The organism is Micromonospora sp. NBRC 110038, from assembly GCF_020884815.1.
Lineage (GTDB): Bacteria > Actinomycetota > Actinomycetes > Mycobacteriales > Micromonosporaceae > Micromonospora > Micromonospora haikouensis.
In genome coordinates this window covers 1-22,386 of sequence record NZ_BBOL01000007.1, presented here as the reverse complement: position 1 = coordinate 22,386, position 22,386 = coordinate 1, and the positions used below count along the sequence as shown (strand labels likewise).

The window sequence follows — 22,386 nt, the reverse complement described above, 5'->3', positions numbered from 1 at the left end:
CCCTTCAGTCAGGTGGCGGTACGTCGCCGGGGCCGGTGCGCCCCGCCCGACGGGTCGGTGCGTCGGTGCGCTCCCCGGGCCGCGTCACGGCGGGCCGCGCGTTACGGCGTCGCCTCGACCGGCGGTTCGAAGGACCGGGTACGCACGGACCGCTCCGCCGCCATGGCCAGCGCCAGCGCCGCGTACGAGTCGCGCCAGGTGCCCGCCCGGGGGTCGGGTTCGCCGCCCCGCGCGGCGGCGAGGAACGCGTCGATCTGGGCGCGGTACGCGGCGGCGAAGCGGTCGCGGTAGTCGCGGTGGCGGGGGCGCCGGTCGGGGCCGTGCTCGGTGACCTGCCGCATCGGGGTCCGCTCGTCGAGCCCCACGGTCAGGCAGTCCCGCGAGCCGAGCACCTCGATGCGGACGTCGTAGCCGAGCGGGCTGTGCCGCCCCGCCGTGAGCACGGCGACCCCGCCGCCCTCGACGCCCAGCGTCGCCGCCACCGCGTCGTAGTCGTGCAGCTCGACCAGCTCGGGCACGGCCAGCACGTCCCCGATTGCGGCGACGCCGCTGACCTCCCGGCCGGTGAGCCACCGCACCATGTCGAAGTCGTGCAGCATCAGGTCGCGGAAGATGCTGCCGGAGGCGGCGAGGCGCTCCAGCGGCGGCCAGGCGGCGTCGTGGGAGAACATCCGCACCGTGTAGACGGTGCCGAGGTCGCCGTCGGCGATCCGGTCGTGCAGCGCGCTGAACCCGGCGTCGAAGTGGCGTTGGAAGCCGATCCACAGCGGGGTGCCGCCGTGGTCGGCGGCGAGGCCCAGCTCCCGGGTCCGGTGCAGGTCCAGCGTCAGCGGCTTCTCGCAGAACGTGGGCAGCTTGCGTTCCAGCGCCAGCGCGACCAGCGCGTCGTGGCTCTCCGTCGAGGAGGTCACCACCACCGCCTCCGCGCCGTCGAGGAGCCGCTCGACGTCGTCGCACGCCTCGCCGTCGACCTGCGCCGCCAGCGCCGCCGCCTGCCCGGCGCGCACGTCGTGGCAGGTGAGCGCCACGTCGCCGGACGCCGCCAGGTGCTCGGCGTACATGCGGCCGATCTGGCCGCACCCGACGAGCCCCACCCGCAGCCGCCGCGCCCGGCTCACGGCCGCGCCCCGGCGGTGTCGCGGGCGCCCCGGACCAGCCGGCCGGGGCGCGCGCCGGTGTGCTCGCCGTCGACGAACGTCACCTCGCCGGAGACCAGCGTGGCCCGGTACCCGTCGGCCCGCTGGATCAGCCGGCCGCCGCCGGCCGGCAGGTCGTGCACGAACTGCGGGGGCCGCAGCGCGAGGTTGTCGAAGTCGATGACGTTGACGTCGGCCTTGAACCCGGGCCGCAGCAGCCCCCGGTCGCGCAGCCCGTACAGGGCTGCCGTCTGCCAGGTCTGCTTGTGTACGACGAACTCCAGCCCGAGCCGTTCGCCGCGTGAGCGGTCCCGGGCCCAGTGGGTCAGCTGCGACGTCGGGGTGCTCGCGTCGCAGATGAGCCGGCAGTGCGCGCCGGCGTCGCTGAGCCCGACCACGCAGTGCGGTTCGCGGAGCATCTGGTGGATCGGGTCGAGGCTGAACTCGCTGTAGCCGAGCAGCGGACGCAGGAAGGTCTGCGTGCCGTCCCCGGCGACGAGCAGGTCGTACATGACCTCCTCGCAGTCGCGGCCGGCGCGGGCCGCGATGGCGGCGACGCTGTCCTCGCGCCCGGGTTCGTAGTCGGGCTGCCGGCCGAACGGGAAGTACTTCTCGTAGTCCTCGGGGAAGAGGTGCGCCCGGGGGTTGACCGTGGCCGGGGACTCGGCCAGGATCCGCCGCCGGATCTCGGGGTCGCGCATCCGGGCCACCCGCTCGGCCAGCGGCAGGTGCGCCAGCTGTTCCTGGTAGGTGGGGCGGCGCTTGAAGGGGTGGGTGCTCTCCAAGCCCACGATGACGCTGAACGGCCGCCCGGCGATCTGCGGGTACAGCTGCGCGCCCTCGGTCTCGTTGGCCCGGCGCGCCATGTCGACGATCTCCCGCCACAGGTGCGGCTCGTGGTCGTTCTGGAACAGGCCGAACGTGATCGGCCGGCCCACCTGCGCCGAGAGCCGCCGCATCCACTTGACCTCGCGGAACTGGTCCTCCATCGGCTCGCCGCCGGCCCCGGCGGGCACCAGCTGGAACACGCCGGTGCCCAGCTCGCCGAGCACCCCGCCGAGGGCGAACAGCTCGTCCTCGGCCGCGAACGTGCCGGGCACCGGCTCGCCGCTGATCGCCAGGTGGGTGGTCGTGCGGGAGGTGGAGAACCCGAGCGCCCCGGCGTGCATCGCCTCCCGGACGATGGCCGTCATCGCGGCGATGTCCTCCGGCGTGGCCGGCTCGTTGGCGGCGCCCCGCTCGCCCATCACGTACGCCCGGACCGCGCCGTGCGGCACCTGGGCGCCGACGTCCATCACCCGGGACAGGCCGGCGACTGCCTCCAGGTATTCCGGGAAGCTCTCCCACGCCCACCGGATGCCCTCGGACAGCGACGCGCCGGGGATGTCCTCGACGCCCTCCATCAGCCCGATCAGCCACTCCCGGTTGGGCTCGGTCACCGGGGCGAAACCGACGCCGCAGTTGCCCATCACCACCGTGGTCACGCCGTGCCAGCAGGACGGCGTCAACAACGGGTCCCAGGTCACCTGGCCGTCGAAGTGCGTATGGATGTCGACGAATCCGGGAGTGACGATGCACCCGTCCGCGTCGATCTCGCGCCGGCCCCGGCCGGAAACCCTGCCGACCGCCACGATCCGGCCGTCGGAAATGGCGACGTCACCGGTCCGGGCGGCGTCCCCGGTGCCGTCCACGACCGTGCCGGACCGAACGACGACGTCATACATCGAACAGGTGTCCTTTCTCGGCGGCGACGAAGACGAGGTTGTCGTATTCATACGATGACCTCGGTCGATGTGGTCGCGGTATTCCGTCGGACAGCTCGTAGGCCCGGTAGTCGTGGCCGACCATGAACTCGACGAGTTCGGCGCTGCGCGGCGCGCCCGGCACGTCGAGGTCGCCGACCTCCAGCGAGACGACCGGGCGCACCGTGCCCAGCAGGCGGCCCATGCCCTCCAGGACGTTCTTCTCGGCGCTCTCGGCGTCGACCTTCACCACGTCGGGCGTCAGCGCCCGCGCCGCGACGTACTCGTCGAGGGTGACCGCGGCGACCTCGTGCACGGTGGTGGCCACCCGCTGCCGCACCGCCGCCGGCAGCCGGGAGCGGTAGGCCGAGTTGTAGGGGCTGTAGCCGACGCCGTGGTCGGTGAGCGAGAGCGTCCCCGGCGACGACCAGACCGCCGCCGGCACCGCCGTGACGTTGCCGAGGTCGGCCACGTTCTGCGCCAGCAGCGCGTACGTCGCGGGCGTGGGCTCGAACGACACCACCCGGCCGGACTCGCCGACGCAGCGCGCCGCCAGCACCGTGAAGTAGCCGAGGTGGGCGCCGACGTCGAGGAAGGTCGCCCCGGTGCGCAGGTGGCGCAGCAGGAAGGCGCTCAGCTCGTACTCGATGAAGCCGTGCCGGCGGATCGCGATGGAGATCTCGTCGGGCAGCCGCACCCGCAGCCGGTCGCCCCAGAACGTGCGGCCGTGGGCGAGCCGGGCGTGGCCGCGGTGCCGCCAGCGGCGCAGCCGCGCCGTGGACGGGAAGACGGTGGGGTACGGCCGGCGCAGGAAGGATCGCACCGGCCGCCCGGCCGTCGCCGCGTGGCGGCGCAGTTTCTCGGCGAGCGCCCGGCGTTGCGCATCCGTCACGGCAAAGGCCGAATCATGAGAGCCCCCGCAATGGTTCGTGGTTCGGTCGTGGCCGTCGATGGCGCTCGATGCCATGGCGACGCCACCGTGTCGTCAGACCGCAGCGTACGTCAATGTCTTCAACCGGTCCAGAATTGATTTCCCAGTGCCGATGCGACGCCCTTATACGACACGTCGAGAACGGCTGGAAACCCCTATTGCCGGCCCCTGAGGGCGGCCGGGCGCGGGCCCGGGATGTGCTACGTTGGCACGCGGCCGGTGACGGTACAGAAAGGGTGGCGGCCCGTGGGTGACGCCGAACAGGACGCGATCCTCGCCAAGATCCGTGACGCGCTCTCGGGGCTGCCCGGCATCGCGGGCCTCGCCCTCGGCGGATCGCGCGCGAGGGGCACCGCCGACCGCAGCTCCGACGTGGACGTCGGGGTCTACTACCACCGCGACGGCCGGCCCGACGTCCGGGAGCTGAGCGCCGCGTTCGCCCGCATCGACGACAGCGGCGACGCCGGGTGCACCGACTACGGCGAGTGGGGGCCGTGGATCAACGGCGGCGGCTGGCTCGTCGTCGACGGGGTGAAGACCGACGTCCTGCTGCGGGAGGTCGACCGCGTCCGCGCCGTCGTGCGGGCGTGCGCCGCCGGGCGGCCCGAGATCCACTACCAGCCCGGCCATCCGCACGGGTTCTGCACCGTCATCTACGCCGGGGAGCTCCACCACAACGTCGCGTTCCACGACCCGCAGGGCGTGCTCGCGCAGCTGCGCTCGCTCACCGACCCCTACCCGGAGCCGCTGGCGAAGGCACTCGTCGGGCAGTTCGGCTGGGAGTCGCAGTTCGCCCTCGACACGGCGGTCACCGCCGCCGGCCGGGGCGACGTCGCGTACGTCACCGGCTGCGCCTACCGGGCCGTCGCCTGCCTCACCCAGGTGCTCTTCGCCACCGCCGGCCGCTACCTCGTCAACGAGAAGGGCGCGGTGGCGGAGGCGGCGACCTTCCCGACCACCCCGGCCGGGTTCCGCGGCGGCGTCGAGGCGGCGCTCGCCGCCCTGTCCGCCGACCCGGGCGACCTGACCCGCGCCCTGCGCCTGCTGCGCGACGTGCGCGAGGAGGTCATGGCCGGTGCCGGGGGGTGACGCCGGGCCCCGGGTGTGGATGGTCACCGGGGTGCCGGGGGCCGGCAAGTCGACGACCGCCCGCGCGCTGGCCCGCTCCGTGCCCCGGGGCGTGCACGTCGAGGGCGACGCGCTGCAACGGCTCATCGTCGCCGGCAGCCGGCCGCCGCAGCCGCAGCACGACGAGGAGGCCGAGCGGCAGATCCTGCTCAACGTCCGCAACCAGTGCCTGCTGGCGCGCTCGTTCCTCGCCGCCGACTTCCTGGTCGCCCTCGACTACGTGGTGACGTCCCGGCAGCGGCTGCGGCACTACCTGGAGCTGCTGCACCCCGCGCCGCTGGGCTTCGTGATGCTCCGTCCCGACCTGGCCGTCGCGGCGGTACGCGACGAGCGCCGCCCGCACAAGACGGTCCTGCACGGCTGGCTGCACCTGGCCGACGAGATGGCCGGCGAGCTGGCCGGCGTCGGCCTCTGGCTGGACAACGGCGACCTGACGGTCGACGAGACCGTCGCGGCGATCCGCGCGCGGGCCGGCGAGGCCACCCTCACCCTCGACGCGTTCGACGGCCCCCGGGCGTCGGTCGGCTGAGGCGGGTGGGCGGCGGCCGCCCGGGGCCGACTCGGTCGGCTCAGTTCCCGGCACTGTCGTAGCGGCGCAGCCCCCGACGGAACACGGCGACGGCGAGCAGCACGCACCAGGCCGCCACCACCGGCGTCAGCAGGCCCACCCACGCCAGCCGCCCGTGGTCGAGGAACGCCGACACCGGGAAGAAGCCGATGAACGCGAACGGCAGGGCGGTCGCCAGCACGGCCTGCAACCCCACCGAGTAGATGCTCAGCGGATACTTCGTCAGCTCACCGAGCTGGTCCAGGCCGGCGGCGAAGGTGTTGATCGCCCCCCGCAGCCAGAACGAGGTGGAGTTCGCCACCACCGTCAGCGACACCTTGATCAGCAGCGCGCTCGGCAGCAGCACCGCCGCGAGCGCCACCCGCCCCGGCGTCCACGCCACGTCCAGGTGCGCCAGCGCGGTGCCGAGCAGCCCGCCGCCGACGGTCAGGTTGCCGAACGCGTTCATGCCCACCCGGCTGCTGCACACCTGCAACAGGCACGGGTACGGCCGCAGCAGCATCCGGTCCAGCTCGCCGCGGTTGATCAGCCCCGCCAGCCCCCACGTGCCCTCGGCGAGCAGCTCGCTGGCGCCCTGGGCGAGCACCATCATCCCGAAGATCAACACGACCTCCCACACCCCCCAGCCGTGGATGCGGGGGACCCGGGCGAAGATCGTCGCGATGAGCAGCAGGCCGGCCCCCTGGGTCAGCACGGCGGCGACCACCAGGATCCAGAAGTCGGCCTGGTATTCCAGGGTGGCCCGCAGGTGCGCGCCGAGGCAGCGCCGGTAGACGCGCAAAGTGTGCACCGGCTCAGCCCCCGTGCACGGTGAGCCGGCGGACCGCGACGTGCCACAGCCGCCGGGCCAGCCACCACAGCGCGACGATCCACAGCAGCTGCACCGCCACCGCCAGCGCGCCCGGCAGCCCGGGGGAGCGGCCCAGGAACAGCATCGCGGGGGTGTTCGTGACGGCCTGGAACGGCAGCACCTCGGCGACGTGGCGCAGCCACGCCGGGAAGAACGCCAACGGCACCGTGGCCCCGGACAGGATCCCGGAGACCGCCACCCGGGCCAGGCTGATGCCCAGGTAGTTCTGCGTCCAGAAGCAGAGCAGCCCGCACATGTAGACGATGAGGAACTTCAGCGGCACCACGGCGGCGAGGCTCGCCACGAACAGCGCGAGCCGCCCCGGCGGCGGCAGCGGCACCCCGCCGAAGGCCACCAGGACCACGGCGCACACGGTCGCCCCCGCCACCGTCTCCAGCAGCGCGAAGCCCAGCGCCTCGGCGAAGCGGCCCTTCTGGTAGTCCACCGGCTTGACCAGGTCGACGGCCACCGCGCCGCTGCGGATCCGCGAGGCCATCGCGAAGTCGGTGAACGTCGAGACCAGGCAGTTGGTGAAGAACGACACCAGCAGGTACGCCTTCATCTGCGGCCAGGTGAAGCCGGCCAGCGAGTTGCCGTCGCCCAGCAGCGCCCGCCACAGCGCGAACATGGCCACCAGGTTGAACACCAGCATGGACAGGCTCATCAGGAACGGCACCCGGTAGGCCAGGGCGTTGCGCCAGGCGATCCGCGCCATGGCCCGGTAGGGCCGCATCAGCCGGCACCGGTCAGGGCGGCCGGGGAGTCGCGCTCGTGCAGCCGGCGGATCAGGTCGGCGACCCCCTCGTCGTCGATGCGCAGGTCCCGCACCTCGACCAGCCCCATCACGGCGGCCGCGACCGCGCCCGCCGGGCGCAGCGTCCGGTCGAAGCGGACCACCAGGTCGCGCTCGCCGGCCCCGGCGCTCACCTCGGCGTCGGGCAGGTGCTGTCGGATCAGCTCCAGCGGCGCGGGCGCGGCCAGTTGGAAGCGCACCGTCGAGTGGCCCGCCAGGGTGTCGCGCAGGACGTCGACCGGGCCGTCGTGCCGGATCCGCCCCTCGTCGACGACGACGATGCGCCGGCACACCTCCTCGATGTCGCCCACGTCGTGCGTGGTCAACAGGACGGTCGTGCCGTCGGCGACGAGCTGGCGCAGGAAGGCGCGCACCCGGTCCTTGACCGAGACGTCCAGCCCGATGGTCGGCTCGTCGAGGTAGACGATGCGGGGCTCGTGCAGCAGCGCGGCGGCGAGGTCCGCCCGCATCCGCTGCCCGAGGGACAGCTTGCGGGCCAGCACCGGCAGCAGCGGGCCGATCTCCAGCACCTCGCAGAGCCGGTCCATCGACCGGCGGTAGTCGGCCGCCGGGATGCGGTACATGTCGCGCAGCAGCTCGAACGTGTCCTGCACCGGCAGGTCCCACCACAGCTGCGTGCGCTGGCCGAAGACCACCCCCACGTTGCGCGCGTTGGCGACCCGGTCCCGGTGCGGCACGACCCCGGCGACGCGCACCTCGCCGGCGGTGGGCACCAGGATGCCCGTCAACAGCTTCACGGTGGTCGACTTGCCCGCGCCGTTCGGACCGACGTACGCCACGGACTCGCCCTCGTCGACGCGCAGGTCGATGCCGTCGACGGCGCGGTGGACGTCGAAGCGCCGGGTGACCAGGTGCCGGAGCGCGCCGGCCAGGCCCGGCGCCTTGCGCGGGCGGCGGAACTCCTTGACGAGGCCGGAGGCCTCGACCAGTGCGGCCGTGGGGGCCATGGCGCTGTGCTCCGATCTGACGGACGACGAGGGGCGCGGGCGGCCCCGGCGGTCAGTCGCGCCCCCAGGCGTCGCCGGCGGCCAACCCCAACGCGGCCAGCCGCGCCGGAGCCGCGCCGAGCCGCTCCACCTCGGGGTGCGTCACCCGGGGGAACATCCCGCCGAGGGCGAGCGTGGCCAGGACCCGATCGCGCAGCACCGGCTCGACCGGCCGGCCCCACGAGTCCCACAGCGACCGGAACGGCTCCACCCGTGTGCGGGCCAGGCCCATCAGGCACGCCGTCACCCACAGCGACCACAGCTGGTCGGCCGGCACGCGCGCCGCGAGGTCGGCCAGCCAGGGCTGCGGGTCCGCCACGTCGCGGGCGTAGCGCTCGCGCAGCGCCGGCACGTCGACGCCGAACCGGTCGACGGCGGCCTCCAGCGGCACCGGGCTCCAGTTGTTGGTGGGCCGGTCGTTCTCGACCACGACGCGCGGCTCGCTGTGCTTGAAGTAGGGCAGGCAGTCGAAGCCGTCGAGCGTGCGCGCCGGGTCGGGCGACCAGCCCGGCGGCGGCTCGCCCACGTAGCAGGACGCCTCGCGGCGGCCCCGGTCGTTGTTGCCGACCACGCTCGGCACGTCGTGGTGCGCCGCCAGGTTCGGCACCGTGAGGTGGACCGGCAGCCCGACCTCCCGCGCGAAGTGGGCCACGGCGACGTCGTCCGCCTCGTCCGGGTCCTGTCCGGCCAGGTAGTCCACGAGCCCCTTGGCCGCCGTGGCCGGCAGGGCCAGCGCGATGGTCGGCACGTAGTCGCAGACGGCGCGGACCCAGCGCGCGCCCAGCAGCGCGGCCATCCGGACGGCGGCGCCGTTGCGCGACCCCCAGTCGCTGTGCAGGGCCACCGCGCCGTCCGGCCGGGCCTGCACGGCCCGGAAGGCGTGCTCCAGGAAACCGGGGAACACCACCGCGTCGTCCTGCAACACCAGGTGGTGGGTGCAGCCGGGCCCGACGGCGGCCCACGCCGCGCTGGCGGTGCGCAGCGTCCGCGGCGGGCCGTCGGGCTCGGGGTCGAGGACGATCTCGACCGGGTAGGGAGCCAGCCGCCGCGCGAGGTCCTCCGCGAGGTGTCGCCGGGACGGATGCGTCATGACGGCTACGGACACGCCACCATGAGACAACTCCTTCTCCTTCCGGCCGGCGGTGTCACGATCGGGTATCGGCGTGGATCGCGGTCAACGTACCAGCGTTGCCGATCGGGGGCGACCCCTGACGCCGTTTCCCCTTCGCGTGTCGGCGGTCGCATTGCTTTGTCGTCGGTCAATGCGAGGCGGGGTCGGACGATGCGGACGCGGGCGTCCGCACGTCGAGCGACAGCGACACCCCGAAATGGTCCGAGGGATACTGGCCGCTGTCGTCGCAGGCGGTGCCCAGCAGGGCTGGGCGGCTCGCGCGGACCGGGTCGGCGGCGCGCACCAGGACGTGGTCGAGCCGCCAGGTCGGCGTCGGCGCCGGCATGGTCAGCGCGGCCGGGGAGCCGCCCGCGGCCGCCCACGCGTCGACCAGTGCGCCCCGGTCGCGCAACCGGCCCATCAGGGCGCCGTCCGCCGGGCAGTTCAGGTCGCCGCAGAGCAGCAGCGGGCGCTCCGGCGGGGCCGCCCCGGCCGCCGCCTCCAGGCCCCGCAGGCACGCCTCCTTCACCTCGTCGGGCCCGACCGGCAGGTGCGCCACCCACACCGTGACGGCGGACGTCGACACCTCCAGCACGCCCGGGTGCCCGCCGAAGCCGCCGAAGCCGGGCACGGGGAAGACCCGCCACGAGTGGATCGGCGCGCGGCTCAGCACCGCCAGGCCGGGCGCGTGACCGGGGCCGGAGTGCGCCACCTCCCACCGCCCGGGCAGCCCGTCGGCCAGCTCCCGTGCCCGCCCGGCCCCCGACCCGGCCGGCGCGGGCACCTCCTGGAGGGCGACCAGGTCGGCGTCGGCGTCGGCCAGCGCCCGGGTCAACAGCGCGGCCCGGCGTCGCCACACCCGGCGCTCGTCGGCCTCGGCGAGGGCCGGGCTGCCCGCCCGGGCTCCGCGCAGGACGGCCCGGTCGTGCCAGTACCGGTGCGGGGTTCCGGTGCCCCAGATGTTGTACGTGACGACGCGCAGCGGCATCCCGGCCCGACCTCCCCGTGCGACGGCCCGTCGGCTCCGGGCCCGCGACGCCCCGCACCGTAGCAGCGCGCGCCCGGCGCGGGGCGCGCGCCGGACGCCCGCCGGCCGCCGGGACAGGGGGCCCGCGAAAAGAAATAGGGGCACTGGTACGGACGATGTACGGGTAACGCGCAACGACAGTCCTGGCATTGAGCGGTTACGATTGCTCGCCCTCTCGTACTAAGGAGCTGTCTTGGGTCTCGACCGGCGAAGTTTCCTCGCGCAAACAGGAATCATGGGCGCAGGTGTCGCGCTCTCGGGCACAATTGACGCGCTCTTCACGGCGGCCCCCGCCCTCGCGGGCCACGGCGGCGGATACGGCGCACTCGTGGCCGACCCGGCCGGGCTGTTGGACCTGCCCCGCGGATTCCGTTACCGGGTCCTTTCCCGGGAGCGCGGCACCGCGCCGGGCGGCGCGGCGCCCAGCAGCTTCGACGGGATGGCCGCGTTCTCGGGCCCCGGCCGGGACGTCCGGCTCGTCCGCAACCACGAGAACCGGGTGGGCGCCGCCGCGCCGGTGGTCGCGCCCGCCGAGCTGACCTACGACCCCGTCGCCGTGGGCGGGACCACGACGCTGGTCGTCGGGCCGCGCGGGGTGGCCGAGCGGATCAGCCTGGGCGGCACCTCGACCAACTGCGCGGGCGGGGTGACCCCCTGGAGGACGTGGCTGACCTGCGAGGAGACGGAGATCCGGCGGGGCGAGGGCGGCCACGAGAAGGACCACGGCTTCATCTTCGAGGTCGACCCGTGGCGCACCGACCGCAACGTGGACCCGACGCCGCTCACGGCCATGGGCCGCTTCGCGCACGAGGCCACCTGCGTCGACCCCCGCACCGGCGTGGTGTACGAGACCGAGGACGCCTACGGCGAGAAGTTCGGCTGCTTCTACCGCTTCCTGCCCCGCCGGCCGCTCGGCGGCCACGGCAGCCTGCGGGCCGGCGGGCGGCTCCAGGTGATGCGGGTGCCCGGCGTGGCCGACCTGTCCACCGTTGGAGAGCCCGGGGCCGTCTTCGGCGGCGTCGAGTGGCTCGACGTGCCCGACCCCCTCGCCACGAGCGTGCCCGTGCGGCTGCAGGACTACGGCCCCGGCGGCGTGACGCACGCCCAGAAGCTGGAGGGCGCGTGGTGGGGCACCGACGGCGCGGCCTACTTCGTCTCCTCCTTCGCGGTGCGCGAGCACGGCTCCGAGGCCGACCACCAGGGCCAGGTGTGGCGGTACGTCCCCGCCACCAACACGCTGACGCTGGTCGTCGTGTTCCGTGGCACCGACCCGGGGGCGGAGCTGTACAAGACGCCCGACAACATCTGCATGACCCCGGCCGGCGGCCTGATGCTCTGCCAGGACGGCGACGGCGACAGCTACCTGATGGGCACCACCGTCGACGGCGAGCCGTACCTGTTCGCCCGCAACCGGCAGAACCTCGGCACCGAGTCCGCGCCGTCGTACGGCGAGTTCGCCGGGGCCTGCTTCGCCGACGACCGGCGGACCATGTACGTCAACTGCTACGCCCCCGGCACGACGTTCGAGATCACCGGCCCCTTCCGCAGGTAGCGGGCCGGACGACGCGCCGCGCGGCGGCCCGGTATTCCCGCCGGGCCGCCGCGGCGCGTGATTCCCGCCACAGGGTGGCGTCGCGGCGGGCGACTCCGCCGCCACCCCGCGCGCCCGCGAGCGCGCGCCGTGCCCCCGCCGGGCGAACATGAGCACCCCTACTCATCCGTTGGCCGGGGGCGTTGGGCAAGCTCGACGCATGATGGACCCCACACCACCACTGAGCCCGGCCCGGGGGCGGGTGGGCATCACCGCCGTCGGGGCCAGCCTGCCCGGGCAGGCCGTGCCCACCGCCGAGGTGCAGCGGCGGCTCGCCGAGGCCAGCGGGCTGACCCTGCCGGACGGCCTGCTCGCGCGGATGACCGGCATCTCCTCCCGGCGGCTGGCCGCCGACGGCGAGTACGCCTCCACGCTCGCCGTGCGCGCCGCCCGGCAGGCGCTCGCCGCCGCCGGCCGGGAACCCGAGGAGGTGGACCTGCTGCTGTTCGCCTCCGCCACCCGGGACGTCGCCGAACCCGCCACGGCCCACATCGTGCAGGCCGAACTCGGCAGCCACGCCCACGCCCTCGACGTCACCAACGCCTGCAACAGCTTCCTCAACGGCATCGACCTGGCCCGCTCGGCGATCCTCGCCGGCCGGGCCCGCCGCGCGCTGGTCGTGACGGGGGAGACCCCCACCCGGGCCATGCGCTGGCAGGTCACCGACCTCGACCAGGCCCGGGGCGCGTTCGCCGGCTACACCTTCGGCGACGCGGGGGCCGCCGTCCTGGTCGAGCCGGTCGCGCGCGGCGGGATCGTCGACGTCGACACCGAGACCTGGTCGGAGCACTGGACGGTCGGCGGCATCCCCGGCGGCGGCTCCCGCCACCCCCGCGGCGACGAACACACCTACTTCACCGGCGACGGGCGCGCCCTGCGCGACGTGTTCGAGAAGATCGGCGGCGACATCCTGCACCGGGTCCGGGGCCGCACGGGCCTCGACTGGGCCGACTACGCCCGGGTCCTGGTCCACCAGGTCACCCTGCCCTACCTCGACCGGTTCGTCGAGGTCACCGGCGTCCCCCGGGACAAGCTGGAGATCACCGTCGGCGAGCTGGGCAACCTCGCCAGCGCCACCCTCGGCGTGCAGCTCGCCCGCGTCGACGCCACGCTGCGCCCCGGCGACCGGGTGCTCTTCGTCGGCCTCGGCGGCGGCGTCAGCCTGATGACGATGGTCTGGGAGAAGTCGTGACCGCCCTGTGGGTGGTGGTGCCCGCGTACAACGAGGTCGCCCGCATCGGCGGCACCCTCGCCGCCCTCGCCGCACAGACCGACCGGGACTTCACCCTGCTCGTGGTCGACAACGGCTCCACCGACGGCACCCGGGACGAGGTGCGCCGCTTCGCCGTGCGCGCGCCGGTGCCGACCCGGCTGCTGCGGGAGGAACAGCGGGGCGTCGGCGCGGCCGTCGACACCGGCTTCCGGCACGCGATCGCGCAGGGTGCCACGCTGCTGGCCCGCACCGACGCCGACTGCCTGCCCCACCCCGGCTGGGTGGCCGCCGCCCGCCGCGCCCTCACCGGCGGGGCTGCCATGGCGTGCGGCCGGATCGAGGCCCGCCGCGACGAGCACGGCCCGCTGGGCCGGGCCGGGTTCCGCTGCCTGGTCGCCGTCGCCGCCACCTTCGGCCGGCTGCGCCCCGCCCACCGGGGTCCCGGCTACCGGGCCCCGTACCGGATGCACGCGGGCAACAACATGGCGATCACCGCCGAGGCGTACCTCGCCGCCGGGGGCATGCCCCGCCGCCCGTCCCCGACCGACCGGGAGTTCCTCAACCGGGTACGCCGGCACACCGACGCCATCGTCCACGAGCGCACCATGGTGGTGGAGAACTCCACCCGGCGGCTGCGGGCGTACGGGCTGCGCCGCACCGCCGCCTGGTACCTGGACCGGGGCAGCGGCCGGCTCTCCCCGGACCCGCGCTGACCGCACCCCCGCCCGGAAACGAGTCCCACGATGCTCAACGAACTGGCCGCCGTGCTGCGCCGCCACCCCGACCGGCCCGCCGTGCTCGCCGCCGGCCCCACCGGCCGTACCCGCACCCGGGCCACCCGGGGCGAGCTGGCCGACCTCGCCGACGGGTACGCCGCCGCCCTGCACCACCACGGCCTCGCCGCCGGGGACACCCTCGGGGTGGCGGTGCGCCCCGGCCCCCGGGCCCTGTCGGTGCTGCTCGCCGCGCACCGGCTCGGGCTGCGGGTGGCGGTGCTCGACCCCAGCGCCGGCCCGGACGTGCTCACCGCGCGCCTGGCCCTGGCCCGCCCGGCCCTGGTCGTCGCCGACGCGGCGGCGCAGGCCGTCGCGGGGTGGGCGCGCCCGCTGGCCGACCGGGCCCGGCTGGCCCTGCCCCGGCTGGCCGAGCTGGGGCCGGTGCGCACCGTCGGCCGCCGGCTGCCCGGCTGCGCCCCGGCGCTGCGCCCCCGCTCCGGCCCGACCCCCGACCGGGGCGGACCCGACGACGACGCGGTGATCATCTTCACCTCGGGCACGACCAGCCGGCCCCGGGCGGTCGTGCACCGCCGCGCCGGCCTGGACGCCGGGATGCGCGCCGTCGCCGACCTGGTCCGGCCGCGCGCGGGCGCGCCGGTGCTCGGCGGCACGTTCTTCGTCCTCGTCCCGGCCCTGGCCAGCGGCGCGCCGGTGGCCCTGCCGGCCCGCTCGCCCCGGGTCCTGGCCCGGCAGGTGGCCCGGCTGTGCCCGCAGGCCAGCTACCTCACCCCGCCGCAGCTGCGCGCCCTGCTGGCGCAGCGGCCCCGGCTGTCCGGCCGGTTCTACAGCGGCTCCGCGCCGGTCAGCGCCACCCTGCTCGACCGGGCCCGGCGGGCCGGCGCCGAGCAGGCATGGGGGGTGTACGCCCTCACCGAGCTCTTCCCGGCCGCCGCCGTCGAGGCGACCGAGAAGGCCGCCTTCACCGGCGACGGCGACCTCGTCGGCGCGCCGCTGCCCGGGGTGGACGCCCGGGTCGGGCCCGACGGGCGGCTGCTGCTCACCGGGCCGGGGCAGGCGCACCGCTATCTCGGCGAGGAGCCGCACGAGCTGGTCGACACCGGCGACGTCGCCCGGCTCGACGGCGACCGCATCGTCCTCGCCGGCCGGAGCAAGGACATGATCCTGCGCGGCGCGGAGAACATCTACCCCGGCCTGTACGAGCCGGCCCTGCACGTGCCCGGGGTCAACCTGGCGGTGCTGGTCGGCGTGCCCGCGGGCGACGGCGACGAACGGCTCGTGGCCGTCGTCGAACCCGAGCCCGGCACCGACCCCGGCCGGCTGCGCGGGGCCCTCGACCCGGTGCTCGCGCGGATGGGTGCCGCCCGCCCCGACGCGCTGCTCATCGCCCCGGTGCCGACGAGCGGACGGTCCCGCAAGCCCGACCGGGCCGCCACGGCAGCCCTGGCCGCCGCCGCGACGGGCCGGCCCGTCCCGAGCCCCCGGCGGGGCGGCCGTGGCTGAACGCCCCGCCGCCGCGGCCCCTGCCGACGCGGCCCCCGCCGGGCCCGGTTGGCCCGCCGGGGCCGCACGTCCCGGCCGGGGCCGCCGCCGCGACCGCCGGGTCTACCTGCGGCGCTATCCGCTGCTGTTCGGCCTGCTCGTCGCCACCCGGCACCGGCCGGCGCTGCGGCTGGGCCGCACCGTGCTCGTGCACGACCCGCAGGCGTACCTCGACGCGCTGACCCGGCTGCCCCTGGACCGGGCCGCCGCCGGCACCGTCGGCGAGACCGCCCACCGGCTCGGCGCCGACGGGCTCCTGTTCGACCAGGAGGGCCCCGAGCACCGGCGGCTGCGCCGCGCCCTGCACGACGGGCTGGGCGGCGCCGGGGTGGCCCGGCTGCGCCCGGTCTGGACGGCGGTGCTGCGGCGGCGGCTCGCCCCGCTCGCCGCCGGGGAGCCGGTGGACCTGGTGCCGGTCGCCGCCGAACTGGCCGGCGTCACCACGGCGGCGCTGCTGGGCGTCGACGCCGACCCCGCCGCCCTGGCCGCCGCCGCCCGCCGCGCCGCCGCCACGGCCGCCGCCGCGCAGCTACCGGGCCCGCACCCGCCCGGCCGGGCCCGCGCCGCCCGCCGCGCCGTGGCCGACCTGACCGCCCTGCTCGGCGTGCCGCCGGACGCCGCCGGCCTGGCCGGCATGCTCGCCGTCGCCGCCGTCAACACCACCGTGTCCGGCCTGCCCCGGGCGGTCGCCTGGTGCGCCGACGACCGGCTGTGGGCCGCCGCCGCCGACCCGGCCCGCCGGGACACCCTGGTCGACGAGCTGCTGCGGGTCACCGCGCCGAGCCCGCTGCTGCCCCGGGCCGCCGCAGCGGCGGGCACCGCAGCCGGCTGCCCCGTCCGGGCCGGGGACCGGCTGCTGCTGGTCGCCCGGCACGCCGCCGGGGCGCACCGCGCCGGACCCGACCCGGCCGACCCGGCCCCGCCCCGGATCGCGCGGCTCGTCTTCGGCGCAGGCCCGCACTCCTGCCCGGGGGCCCGGCTGGCCCGCGCGCAGCTCGCCGACACCCTCGCCGCGCTCGCCCCGCACCGGCCGGTCGTGGCGCGGGCCCGCGCCGACGGCCGCGCCGCGCTGCCCGGCTGGGCGCGCCTGGTGATCCGGGCCGGCGCGTGAGTTCGGCCGGTGCGCGGGGCGGGCGCGTGGACCTCCACGGTGCCGAGGTGGCGGTGACCGGAGCGAGTGGCTTCTGCGGCGCCGCCGTGGCCCGGGCCGCGCTGGCGGCCGGTGCCCGGGTGCGCTGCCTCGGCCGCCGCCCCGGCCCGGTCGGAAGGCACGTCCCGTGGGACGCCGCCCGCACCGCCCCCGACCTCGCCGGCGCCGACGTCGTCGTCCACCTCGCCGCGGCGGTCGGTGACCCGCCGCCCGGCCGGGCCGCCGAACGCGCCTACCGGGCCGTCAACGTCGACGGGGCGGCCCGGGTGCTCGACGCCGCCGCCGGTCGCCCACTGGTCTGGGTGAGCAGCGCCAGCGTCTACCGGCCGCAGGGCGCGGCCCTGGTCACCGAGGACCACCCGACCGACGGGCAGCTCTCCGCGTACGGGCGCACCAAGGCCGCCGGCGAGTGCCTCGCCCTCGCCGCCGGTGCCGTCGTGCTGCGCCCCCGGGCGGTCTACGGCCCCGGCGACCCGCACCTGCTGCCCCGGCTGCTGCGGGCCCGCCGGGGCGGATGGCTGCCGGTGCCCGGCCCCGACGTGCGGCTCAGCCTCACCGCCGTGGAGAACCTGGCCGACGCCTGCCTGGCCGCCCCCGCCTGGCCGGCCGGGGCGTACAACATCGCCGACGCCCGGCCGTACTCGCGCGACGCCGTGCTGCGCGCGGTCCTCGCCGCGGCGGGCGATCCGGCGCGGCTGGCGCACCTGCCGGCCGGTCTCGCCCGTGCCGCCGCGTCGGCGTCGACCGCGTGGTCGGGGCTCACCCGCCGCCCGCCGCTGCTGACCCGGTACGCGGTCGACCAGCTCGCCCGCGACATGGTGCTCGACCTCGGCCGGGCCCTCGCCCAGGGCTACCGGCCGCGCCGCGACCTCGCCGACTACCTGGCCGCGCCGGACGGACCAGGGCGCGCGGCGCGCGGGACGCGCGGCGGCCACGACCGTGGGTAGACTCCGCGTCGCGGCCGGATGACCATGCGTCGGGGCCCCTCGTGCGAGGGCGTCCTCGTGCGATCCGTGCCCGGGGAGAGGGATGGGGTGCCCGCCAGGTGATGACTCTTGCGGCGGTCGCGGCCGACGCCTCCTGCACCGCCCTGCTGGTGCTCGCCCCCGACGGCCGCTGCCTCTGGTCCAACGTGGCCGCCGGCCGGCTCGGGGTCCGGCCGGACGAGCTGCCGCTGGCGCGGGTGGAGCCGGGCGGCCCGGCCGTCGAGGTCCCCTGGCCGGCCGCCGAGCACGCCACCCGGTGGTTGCAGGTGTGCTGCCACGGCGTCGACTCCGACGGGCAACCCCTGCGCGTGTACGAGGTACGCGACGTCAGCGCCGAGCGCCGCGAGCGCGAGCGGGGCCGCAACCACCGGTGGCGACTGGCCCGCATCGAGCAGCTGGCCAAGGTCGGCACCTGGGAGTGGACCGTGGCGACCGGCGAGGTCGTCTGGTCCGACGTGCTGCTGCAGATGTTCGGCCTGCCGCCGGGCACCACCCTGGACTACCCGTCCTACCGGCAGCTGGTGCACCCCGACGACATCGGCCTCATCGAGCGGACCCTGGAGACGGCGCTGGCCAACGCCGCGCCCTTCTCCTACACCCACCGCATGTACCTGCCCGACCGCGCCACGATCCGCGTCTTCGAGTGCTACGGCGAGGTCGTCACCGGCGTCACCGGCGCCCCGGAACGCGTCCTGGGCACCGCCCACGACATCACGGCCATGCGCCGGGCCCAGGACGAGCTGACCCGGCTGGCCGAGCGCGACCCCCTGACCGACCTGCCGAACCGGCGCGCCCTGCTCGCCCGCCTCGACGACCTGCTCGCCTCCGGCGGCGGCCGCTCGGGCGCCCTGCTGCTGATCGACATCGACAACTTCAAGGACATCAACGACGTGCACGGGCACGCCGTGGGCGACGACGTGCTCCGCGTGCTGGCCCGCCTGCTCGTCCGGCACCTGCCGGCGGGCACCGTCCTGGGCCGCCTCGGCGGCGACGAGTTCGCGGTCGTGCTGCCCGAGGCCACGGCCGGCGGGGCCCTCGCCGTCGCCGAGAGCCTGTGCAACGCCGCGGTGCGCAGCCCCGTGCCGCTGGTCGACGCCGGCCTGCGGGTCACCCTGAGCATCGGGGCCGCGTCGCTGACCCCCGGCGACACCCGCGACGTGGCGCTCGCCCACGCCGACCTCGCGCTCTACGAGGCGAAGAACGCCGGGCGCAACCGGGCCCGGCTCTACCTGCCCGAGCAGTACCGGCACGCCGTGCAGCGGGTCAACGTGGTCGCCCGGGTCCGCAGCGCCCTCGACGAGCGCCGGATGCGCCTCGACGCCCAGCCCATCATCGACCTGCTGACCGGCGAGGTGGTCAGCCACGAGCTGCTGATCCGGCTGCGCGACGGCCGGGAGCCGGAGCTGGCGCCGGCCGACTTCCTGCCCACGGTGGAGCGCGACGACCTCATCGGGGAGCTGGACCGGTGGGTGGTGGCCACCGCCACGGCGGCGCTGGCCGACCCGGCGGCCGCGGCGGCCGGGACCCGCTTCGACGTGAACATCTCCGCCCGGTCGCTGGAGTCGCCCGGCTTCGGCGACTGGGTGGTGGGGCGGCTGCGCGCGGCCGGCGTCGAGGCCCGCCGGCTGGGCCTGGAGGTCACCGAGACGGCGGCGATCACCAACGTCGCCGCCGTGCGCAACCTCGCCGGTACGCTGCGCGACGCCGGCTGCCGGCTGAGCCTGGACGACTTCGGGGCCGGCTTCGGCTCGTTCGCCTACCTCAAGCACCTGCCGTTCAGCACCGTCAAGATCGCCGGGGACTTCGTCCGGCAGGCCGATCGGGGCGGCGCCGACCCGGTGCTCATCGACGCGGTCGTGCGCGCCGCGCACGGGCTGGGCATGCGCACCGTCGCCGAGTCGGTCGACCGCGACGCGCTGGTGCCCGCCCTGCGCCGGCTGGGCGTCGACGCCGGCCAGGGCTTCCACCTGGGCCGTCCCGTCCCGCTGGACGTCCTGCTCAACCGGGTGCCCGACGACGGTCCCGTCGCCCTGGACGCTCCGCTCCGCCGTCCCGACCACTGACCGCCGCCCCGGCCCGACCCGACCCCCCACCACCGACCCGCCGCCCCCCGGAGACCCAGGTGAACGCATCCCCCGCACCGGCGCTGCCCGGCGGCGTCACGCTCGCCACCCCCGACCTCGACGCCGCCCGCGCCTTCTACGCCGACCTGCTCGGCTGGACGTACGCCGCGCCGGCCGGCCCGCACCCCGCACGGGCCGGGGCGACCTCCGCGTACGCCGGGGGGACACCCGCCGCCGAGCTGGAGCCGGCTGCCGCCCCGGCCCGCTGGTGGACGGTCCTCGCCGTCGGCGACGTCGAGGCCGTCCGGGCCGCCGCCGGCCGGTCCGGGGCGCGCCTCGACGGCGACGACGTGCACGACCCGCTCGGCGGGTCCTTCCGGCTGCGCGCCGGCACCGACCTCGTCGCCCCCGGCCCCGGCCGGCCCAGCTGGTACGAGTACATGACGACGGCCCCCGCCGACGCCGACCGGTTCCACGCCGACGTCCTGGGGCTGCGGGCGAGCACGCCGCCGGGCGCCCCCGACGACTCGTACGCCCTGCTGCTGGCCGCCGGGCGGCCCGTGGCGGGCCGGCTGGCGCTGCCCCCGCCGCTGGCGGGCCTGCTGCCCACCGGCTGGATGGTCTACTTCGCCGTCGCCGACCCCGACGACGTGGCCGGGCGGGCGCAGGGGCTGGGTGGGCGGCTGCTGGTGCCGCCCCGGGACGTCGCGACCGGCCGGGTCGCCGCGCTCGCCGACCCGGCGGGCGCGGTGTTCACCGTCATCCGCCCGGCCCCCGCCCCGGCGTAGCCCGGCCCCCGGCCCGGGCGCAGCCCCGGCGCGCCGTGCCCGCCGCCGTTCCGCAGTCCGGCCGGCGTCTCAGCGTCGGTCGACCGCCGCGAGGATCGCCTGCGCCAGCTCCGCCGGCTTCGTGAACTGCGGCCAGTGGCCGGTGGGCAGGTCGACGTACTCGACGTCGCGCACGGCGGCCAGCTCGGCCACGTACGGGTGCCCCTGGTCGATCCACTCGCGCAGCTGGGCGGCCGGGTATTCGCAGGCGATGATCGTGGCGGGCACGTCGTAGCGGCGCGCGTCGGTGAGCACCTGCGGGTCGCGGGCGACCGCCGCGGGCTGGGGCACCGCCCGGGCCCGGAACGCCGCCCGCAGCTCGTCGTCGAGGTCGCGCAGGTCCTCCTCGCCGAACGCGGACCAGTCGGGCAGCGGGATCACGCCGTCGACCACCGGCAGCTGGTCGTTGACGGGTTGACCGTCGCCGAGCGGCCCGGCGTCCACGTACACGACCCGGGCGACCCGGTCGGGCCGCGCGTCGGCGGCGGCGTGCGCGATCGCCCCGCCGCCGGAGTGCCCGACGAGCACGACCGGCCCGTCGGCCTCGTCGACGGCGGCCACCACCGCGGCGACGTGGTCGCGCAGCCGGACGCCGGCGCGGTCGACGTCGGCCGGGTCGAGGCCGGGCAGGGTGAGCGCCCGCACGCGATGGCCCGCCCGTTCGAGGGCCGGCGCGACCCCGCGCCACGACGAGCCGTCGAGCCAGAAGCCCGGGATCAGGATGAGGTCCATGCCCGGCACGCTAGTGCCGTGGCCACGAATGTTCACGGTGTTGGGTGACACGCCGTCCGGCCTGTCGGCTGGGCGGGGTCGTGGCGGTCAGGCTGTGGCGGTGGCAGAACCCGTTCGCGTTCGGCGGCTCAGTGACCAGGAGGGTCAGCAGCTGCTGAGGATCACTCGTAGAGGTACCGGCTCGCCGATCCGCCTTCGGCGGGCGATGGTCGTGCTCGCCTCGGCCGGTGGGAACACGGTGCCGGCGATCGCCCGTCTCGTGCAGGCCGACGAGGACACGATCCGGCAGGTCATCCACCGGTTCAACGAGATGGGGATGGCCAGCCTGGACCCTCAGTGGGCGGGTGGCCGTCCCCGCCAGATCAGTCTCGATGAAGAGGCGTTCATCGTCGAGACGGCCAACACCCGCCCCGAGAAGCTGGGGCGGCCCTTCACCCGGTGGAGTGTCCGCAAACTCGCCGAGCACCTGGGCTCGCATGCCGTTCGGCGGGTCCGGGTGGGGCGGGAGAGGTTGCGGCAGATCCTGCACCGGCATCGGATCACGTTCCAGCGGACGAAGACGTGGAAGGAGTCCACCGACCCCGACCGGGACGTCAAGCTCGCCCGGATCGAGCAGGTGAGCAGCCACTTCCCGCAGCGGGTGTTTGCCTTCGACGAGTTCGGGCCCCTGGTCATCCGCCCGCGGGCCGGCACCGGCTGGGCGCCCGCGGGCCATCCGCACCGGCTACCGGCGAACTACCATAAGCTGCACGGCGTGCGGCAGTTCCACGGCTGCTACTCCGTCGGTGACGACCAACTCTGGGGCGTCGTGCGGCGTCGCAAGAGCGCCGCGAACAGCCTCGCCGCCTTGAAGTCGATCCGCGCCGCCCGCCCGGACGGGGCACCGATCTACGTGATCCTGGACAACCTGTCCGCGCACAAAGGCCTCAAGATCCGCAGATGGGCGGCCCGGAACAAGGTCGAGCTCTGCTTCACCCCGACCTACGCCTCCTGGGCCAACCCGATCGAGGCCCAGTTCGGACCGCTACGCACCTTCGTCATCGCCGGCTCGAACCACCCCAACCACCCCGCGCTGACCCGGAAACTGCACGCCTACCTGCGCTGGCGCAACGCCAACGCCCGCCACCCCGACGTCCTGGCCGCCCAACGCCGCGAACGCGCCCGCATCCGCAGCGAACGCCAACGACGCTGGGGCCAACCCACCACCCGCGCAGCCTGACCCCAACACCGTCAACGTTCGTGGTCACGGCACTAG

Annotated in this window: 20 protein-coding genes; 11 read left to right on the top strand and 9 right to left on the bottom strand. The window is 76.0% G+C overall.

Annotation, left to right across the window (positions count from 1 at the left end; translation table 11 throughout):
• Positions 1 to 101: 101 nt before the first annotated feature.
• The 3 genes from LPU61_RS22985 to LPU61_RS22975 are packed head-to-tail and all read right to left on the bottom strand — an operon-like array spanning position 102 to position 3,770.
• The gene (locus tag LPU61_RS22985) at positions 102 to 1,118 is read right to left on the bottom strand and encodes a Gfo/Idh/MocA family protein (RefSeq protein ID WP_229406086.1); all 1,017 of its coding nucleotides are present in this window, start codon (positions 1,116 to 1,118) and stop codon (positions 102 to 104) included.
• Complete coding sequence (locus tag LPU61_RS22980) at positions 1,115 to 2,860, bottom strand: amidohydrolase family protein (RefSeq protein ID WP_043963261.1); 1,746 nt, start codon at positions 2,858 to 2,860, stop codon at positions 1,115 to 1,117. Before LPU61_RS22980 ends, LPU61_RS22985 begins: the two co-directional genes overlap by 4 nt.
• Positions 2,853 to 3,770, bottom strand: a complete 918-nt coding sequence (locus LPU61_RS22975; protein WP_229406085.1) for an FkbM family methyltransferase — start codon at positions 3,768 to 3,770, stop codon at positions 2,853 to 2,855. The genes LPU61_RS22980 and LPU61_RS22975 overlap by 8 nt, the downstream gene beginning before the upstream one ends.
• A gap of 285 nt (positions 3,771 to 4,055) precedes the next feature.
• Between LPU61_RS22975 and LPU61_RS22970 the strand changes: the two genes are divergently transcribed.
• Entirely contained in the window at positions 4,056 to 4,898 is an 843-nt protein-coding gene (locus tag LPU61_RS22970) for a nucleotidyltransferase domain-containing protein (RefSeq protein WP_052503781.1), read from the top strand.
• The gene (locus LPU61_RS22965; protein WP_198956553.1) at positions 4,885 to 5,466 is read left to right on the top strand and encodes an AAA family ATPase; all 582 of its coding nucleotides are present in this window, start codon (positions 4,885 to 4,887) and stop codon (positions 5,464 to 5,466) included. The genes LPU61_RS22970 and LPU61_RS22965 overlap by 14 nt, the downstream gene beginning before the upstream one ends.
• Before the next feature lie 40 nt (positions 5,467 to 5,506).
• Here the strand turns inward: LPU61_RS22965 and LPU61_RS22960 are convergent, their stop codons facing one another.
• From LPU61_RS22960 to LPU61_RS22940, 5 genes are all read right to left on the bottom strand, one after another.
• A complete protein-coding gene (locus LPU61_RS22960) occupies positions 5,507 to 6,295 on the bottom strand; it encodes an ABC transporter permease (protein WP_043963262.1) in 789 nt (262 codons plus the stop codon).
• A 4-nt stretch (positions 6,296 to 6,299) separates the two neighbouring features.
• Complete coding sequence (locus LPU61_RS22955; RefSeq protein WP_229406084.1) at positions 6,300 to 7,088, bottom strand: ABC-2 family transporter protein; 789 nt, start codon at positions 7,086 to 7,088, stop codon at positions 6,300 to 6,302.
• On the bottom strand, positions 7,088 to 8,116 hold the full coding sequence (locus tag LPU61_RS22950; protein WP_043963264.1) for an ATP-binding cassette domain-containing protein: 1,029 nt from the start codon (positions 8,114 to 8,116) through the stop codon (positions 7,088 to 7,090). The genes LPU61_RS22955 and LPU61_RS22950 overlap by 1 nt, the downstream gene beginning before the upstream one ends.
• A 52-nt stretch (positions 8,117 to 8,168) precedes the next feature.
• Positions 8,169 to 9,260: a hypothetical protein gene (locus tag LPU61_RS22945; protein ID WP_229406083.1), complete on the bottom strand. Its 1,092-nt coding sequence runs from the start codon at positions 9,258 to 9,260 to the stop codon at positions 8,169 to 8,171.
• 154 nt (positions 9,261 to 9,414) lie between these two features.
• The gene (locus LPU61_RS22940; RefSeq protein WP_229406082.1) at positions 9,415 to 10,254 is read right to left on the bottom strand and encodes an endonuclease/exonuclease/phosphatase family protein; all 840 of its coding nucleotides are present in this window, start codon (positions 10,252 to 10,254) and stop codon (positions 9,415 to 9,417) included.
• Positions 10,255 to 10,528: 274 nt separating this feature from the next.
• Here LPU61_RS22940 and LPU61_RS22935 point away from each other — a divergent pair, with 274 nt between their 5' ends.
• The 8 genes from LPU61_RS22935 (at position 10,529) to LPU61_RS22900 (ending at position 20,360) form a co-directional block, all read left to right on the top strand.
• Entirely contained in the window at positions 10,529 to 11,845 is a 1,317-nt protein-coding gene (locus LPU61_RS22935) for an alkaline phosphatase PhoX (protein ID WP_063838575.1), read from the top strand.
• Between the two features lie 199 nt (positions 11,846 to 12,044).
• Positions 12,045 to 13,076: a 3-oxoacyl-ACP synthase III family protein gene (locus LPU61_RS22930; protein ID WP_229406080.1), complete on the top strand. Its 1,032-nt coding sequence runs from the start codon at positions 12,045 to 12,047 to the stop codon at positions 13,074 to 13,076.
• Positions 13,073 to 13,810 (top strand): glycosyltransferase family A protein, encoded by a 738-nt coding sequence (locus LPU61_RS22925; RefSeq protein WP_199486029.1) that lies wholly within the window; start codon positions 13,073 to 13,075, stop codon positions 13,808 to 13,810. The genes LPU61_RS22930 and LPU61_RS22925 overlap by 4 nt, the downstream gene beginning before the upstream one ends.
• A 30-nt stretch (positions 13,811 to 13,840) precedes the next feature.
• Entirely contained in the window at positions 13,841 to 15,334 is a 1,494-nt protein-coding gene (locus LPU61_RS22920) for a class I adenylate-forming enzyme family protein (RefSeq protein WP_043963267.1), read from the top strand.
• The gene (locus LPU61_RS22915; protein WP_229406079.1) at positions 15,327 to 16,484 is read left to right on the top strand and encodes a cytochrome P450; all 1,158 of its coding nucleotides are present in this window, start codon (positions 15,327 to 15,329) and stop codon (positions 16,482 to 16,484) included. The genes LPU61_RS22920 and LPU61_RS22915 overlap by 8 nt, the downstream gene beginning before the upstream one ends.
• 26 nt (positions 16,485 to 16,510) lie before the next feature.
• Positions 16,511 to 17,470 (top strand): NAD(P)-dependent oxidoreductase, encoded by a 960-nt coding sequence (locus tag LPU61_RS22910; RefSeq protein WP_229406078.1) that lies wholly within the window; start codon positions 16,511 to 16,513, stop codon positions 17,468 to 17,470.
• 101 nt (positions 17,471 to 17,571) lie between these two features.
• Entirely contained in the window at positions 17,572 to 19,572 is a 2,001-nt protein-coding gene (locus LPU61_RS22905) for a bifunctional diguanylate cyclase/phosphodiesterase (RefSeq protein WP_229406246.1), read from the top strand.
• Positions 19,573 to 19,631: 59 nt separating this feature from the next.
• Entirely contained in the window at positions 19,632 to 20,360 is a 729-nt protein-coding gene (locus LPU61_RS22900; RefSeq protein WP_229406077.1) for a VOC family protein, read from the top strand.
• A 69-nt stretch (positions 20,361 to 20,429) separates the two neighbouring features.
• Here the strand turns inward: LPU61_RS22900 and LPU61_RS22895 are convergent, their stop codons facing one another.
• Positions 20,430 to 21,131: an alpha/beta fold hydrolase gene (locus LPU61_RS22895; RefSeq protein ID WP_229406076.1), complete on the bottom strand. Its 702-nt coding sequence runs from the start codon at positions 21,129 to 21,131 to the stop codon at positions 20,430 to 20,432.
• Between the two features lie 100 nt (positions 21,132 to 21,231).
• On the opposite strand from LPU61_RS22895, the gene LPU61_RS22890 reads away from it, so the two are divergent.
• Entirely contained in the window at positions 21,232 to 22,350 is a 1,119-nt protein-coding gene (locus LPU61_RS22890) for an IS630 family transposase (RefSeq protein WP_229406245.1), read from the top strand.
• Positions 22,351 to 22,386: the final 36 nt, after the last annotated feature.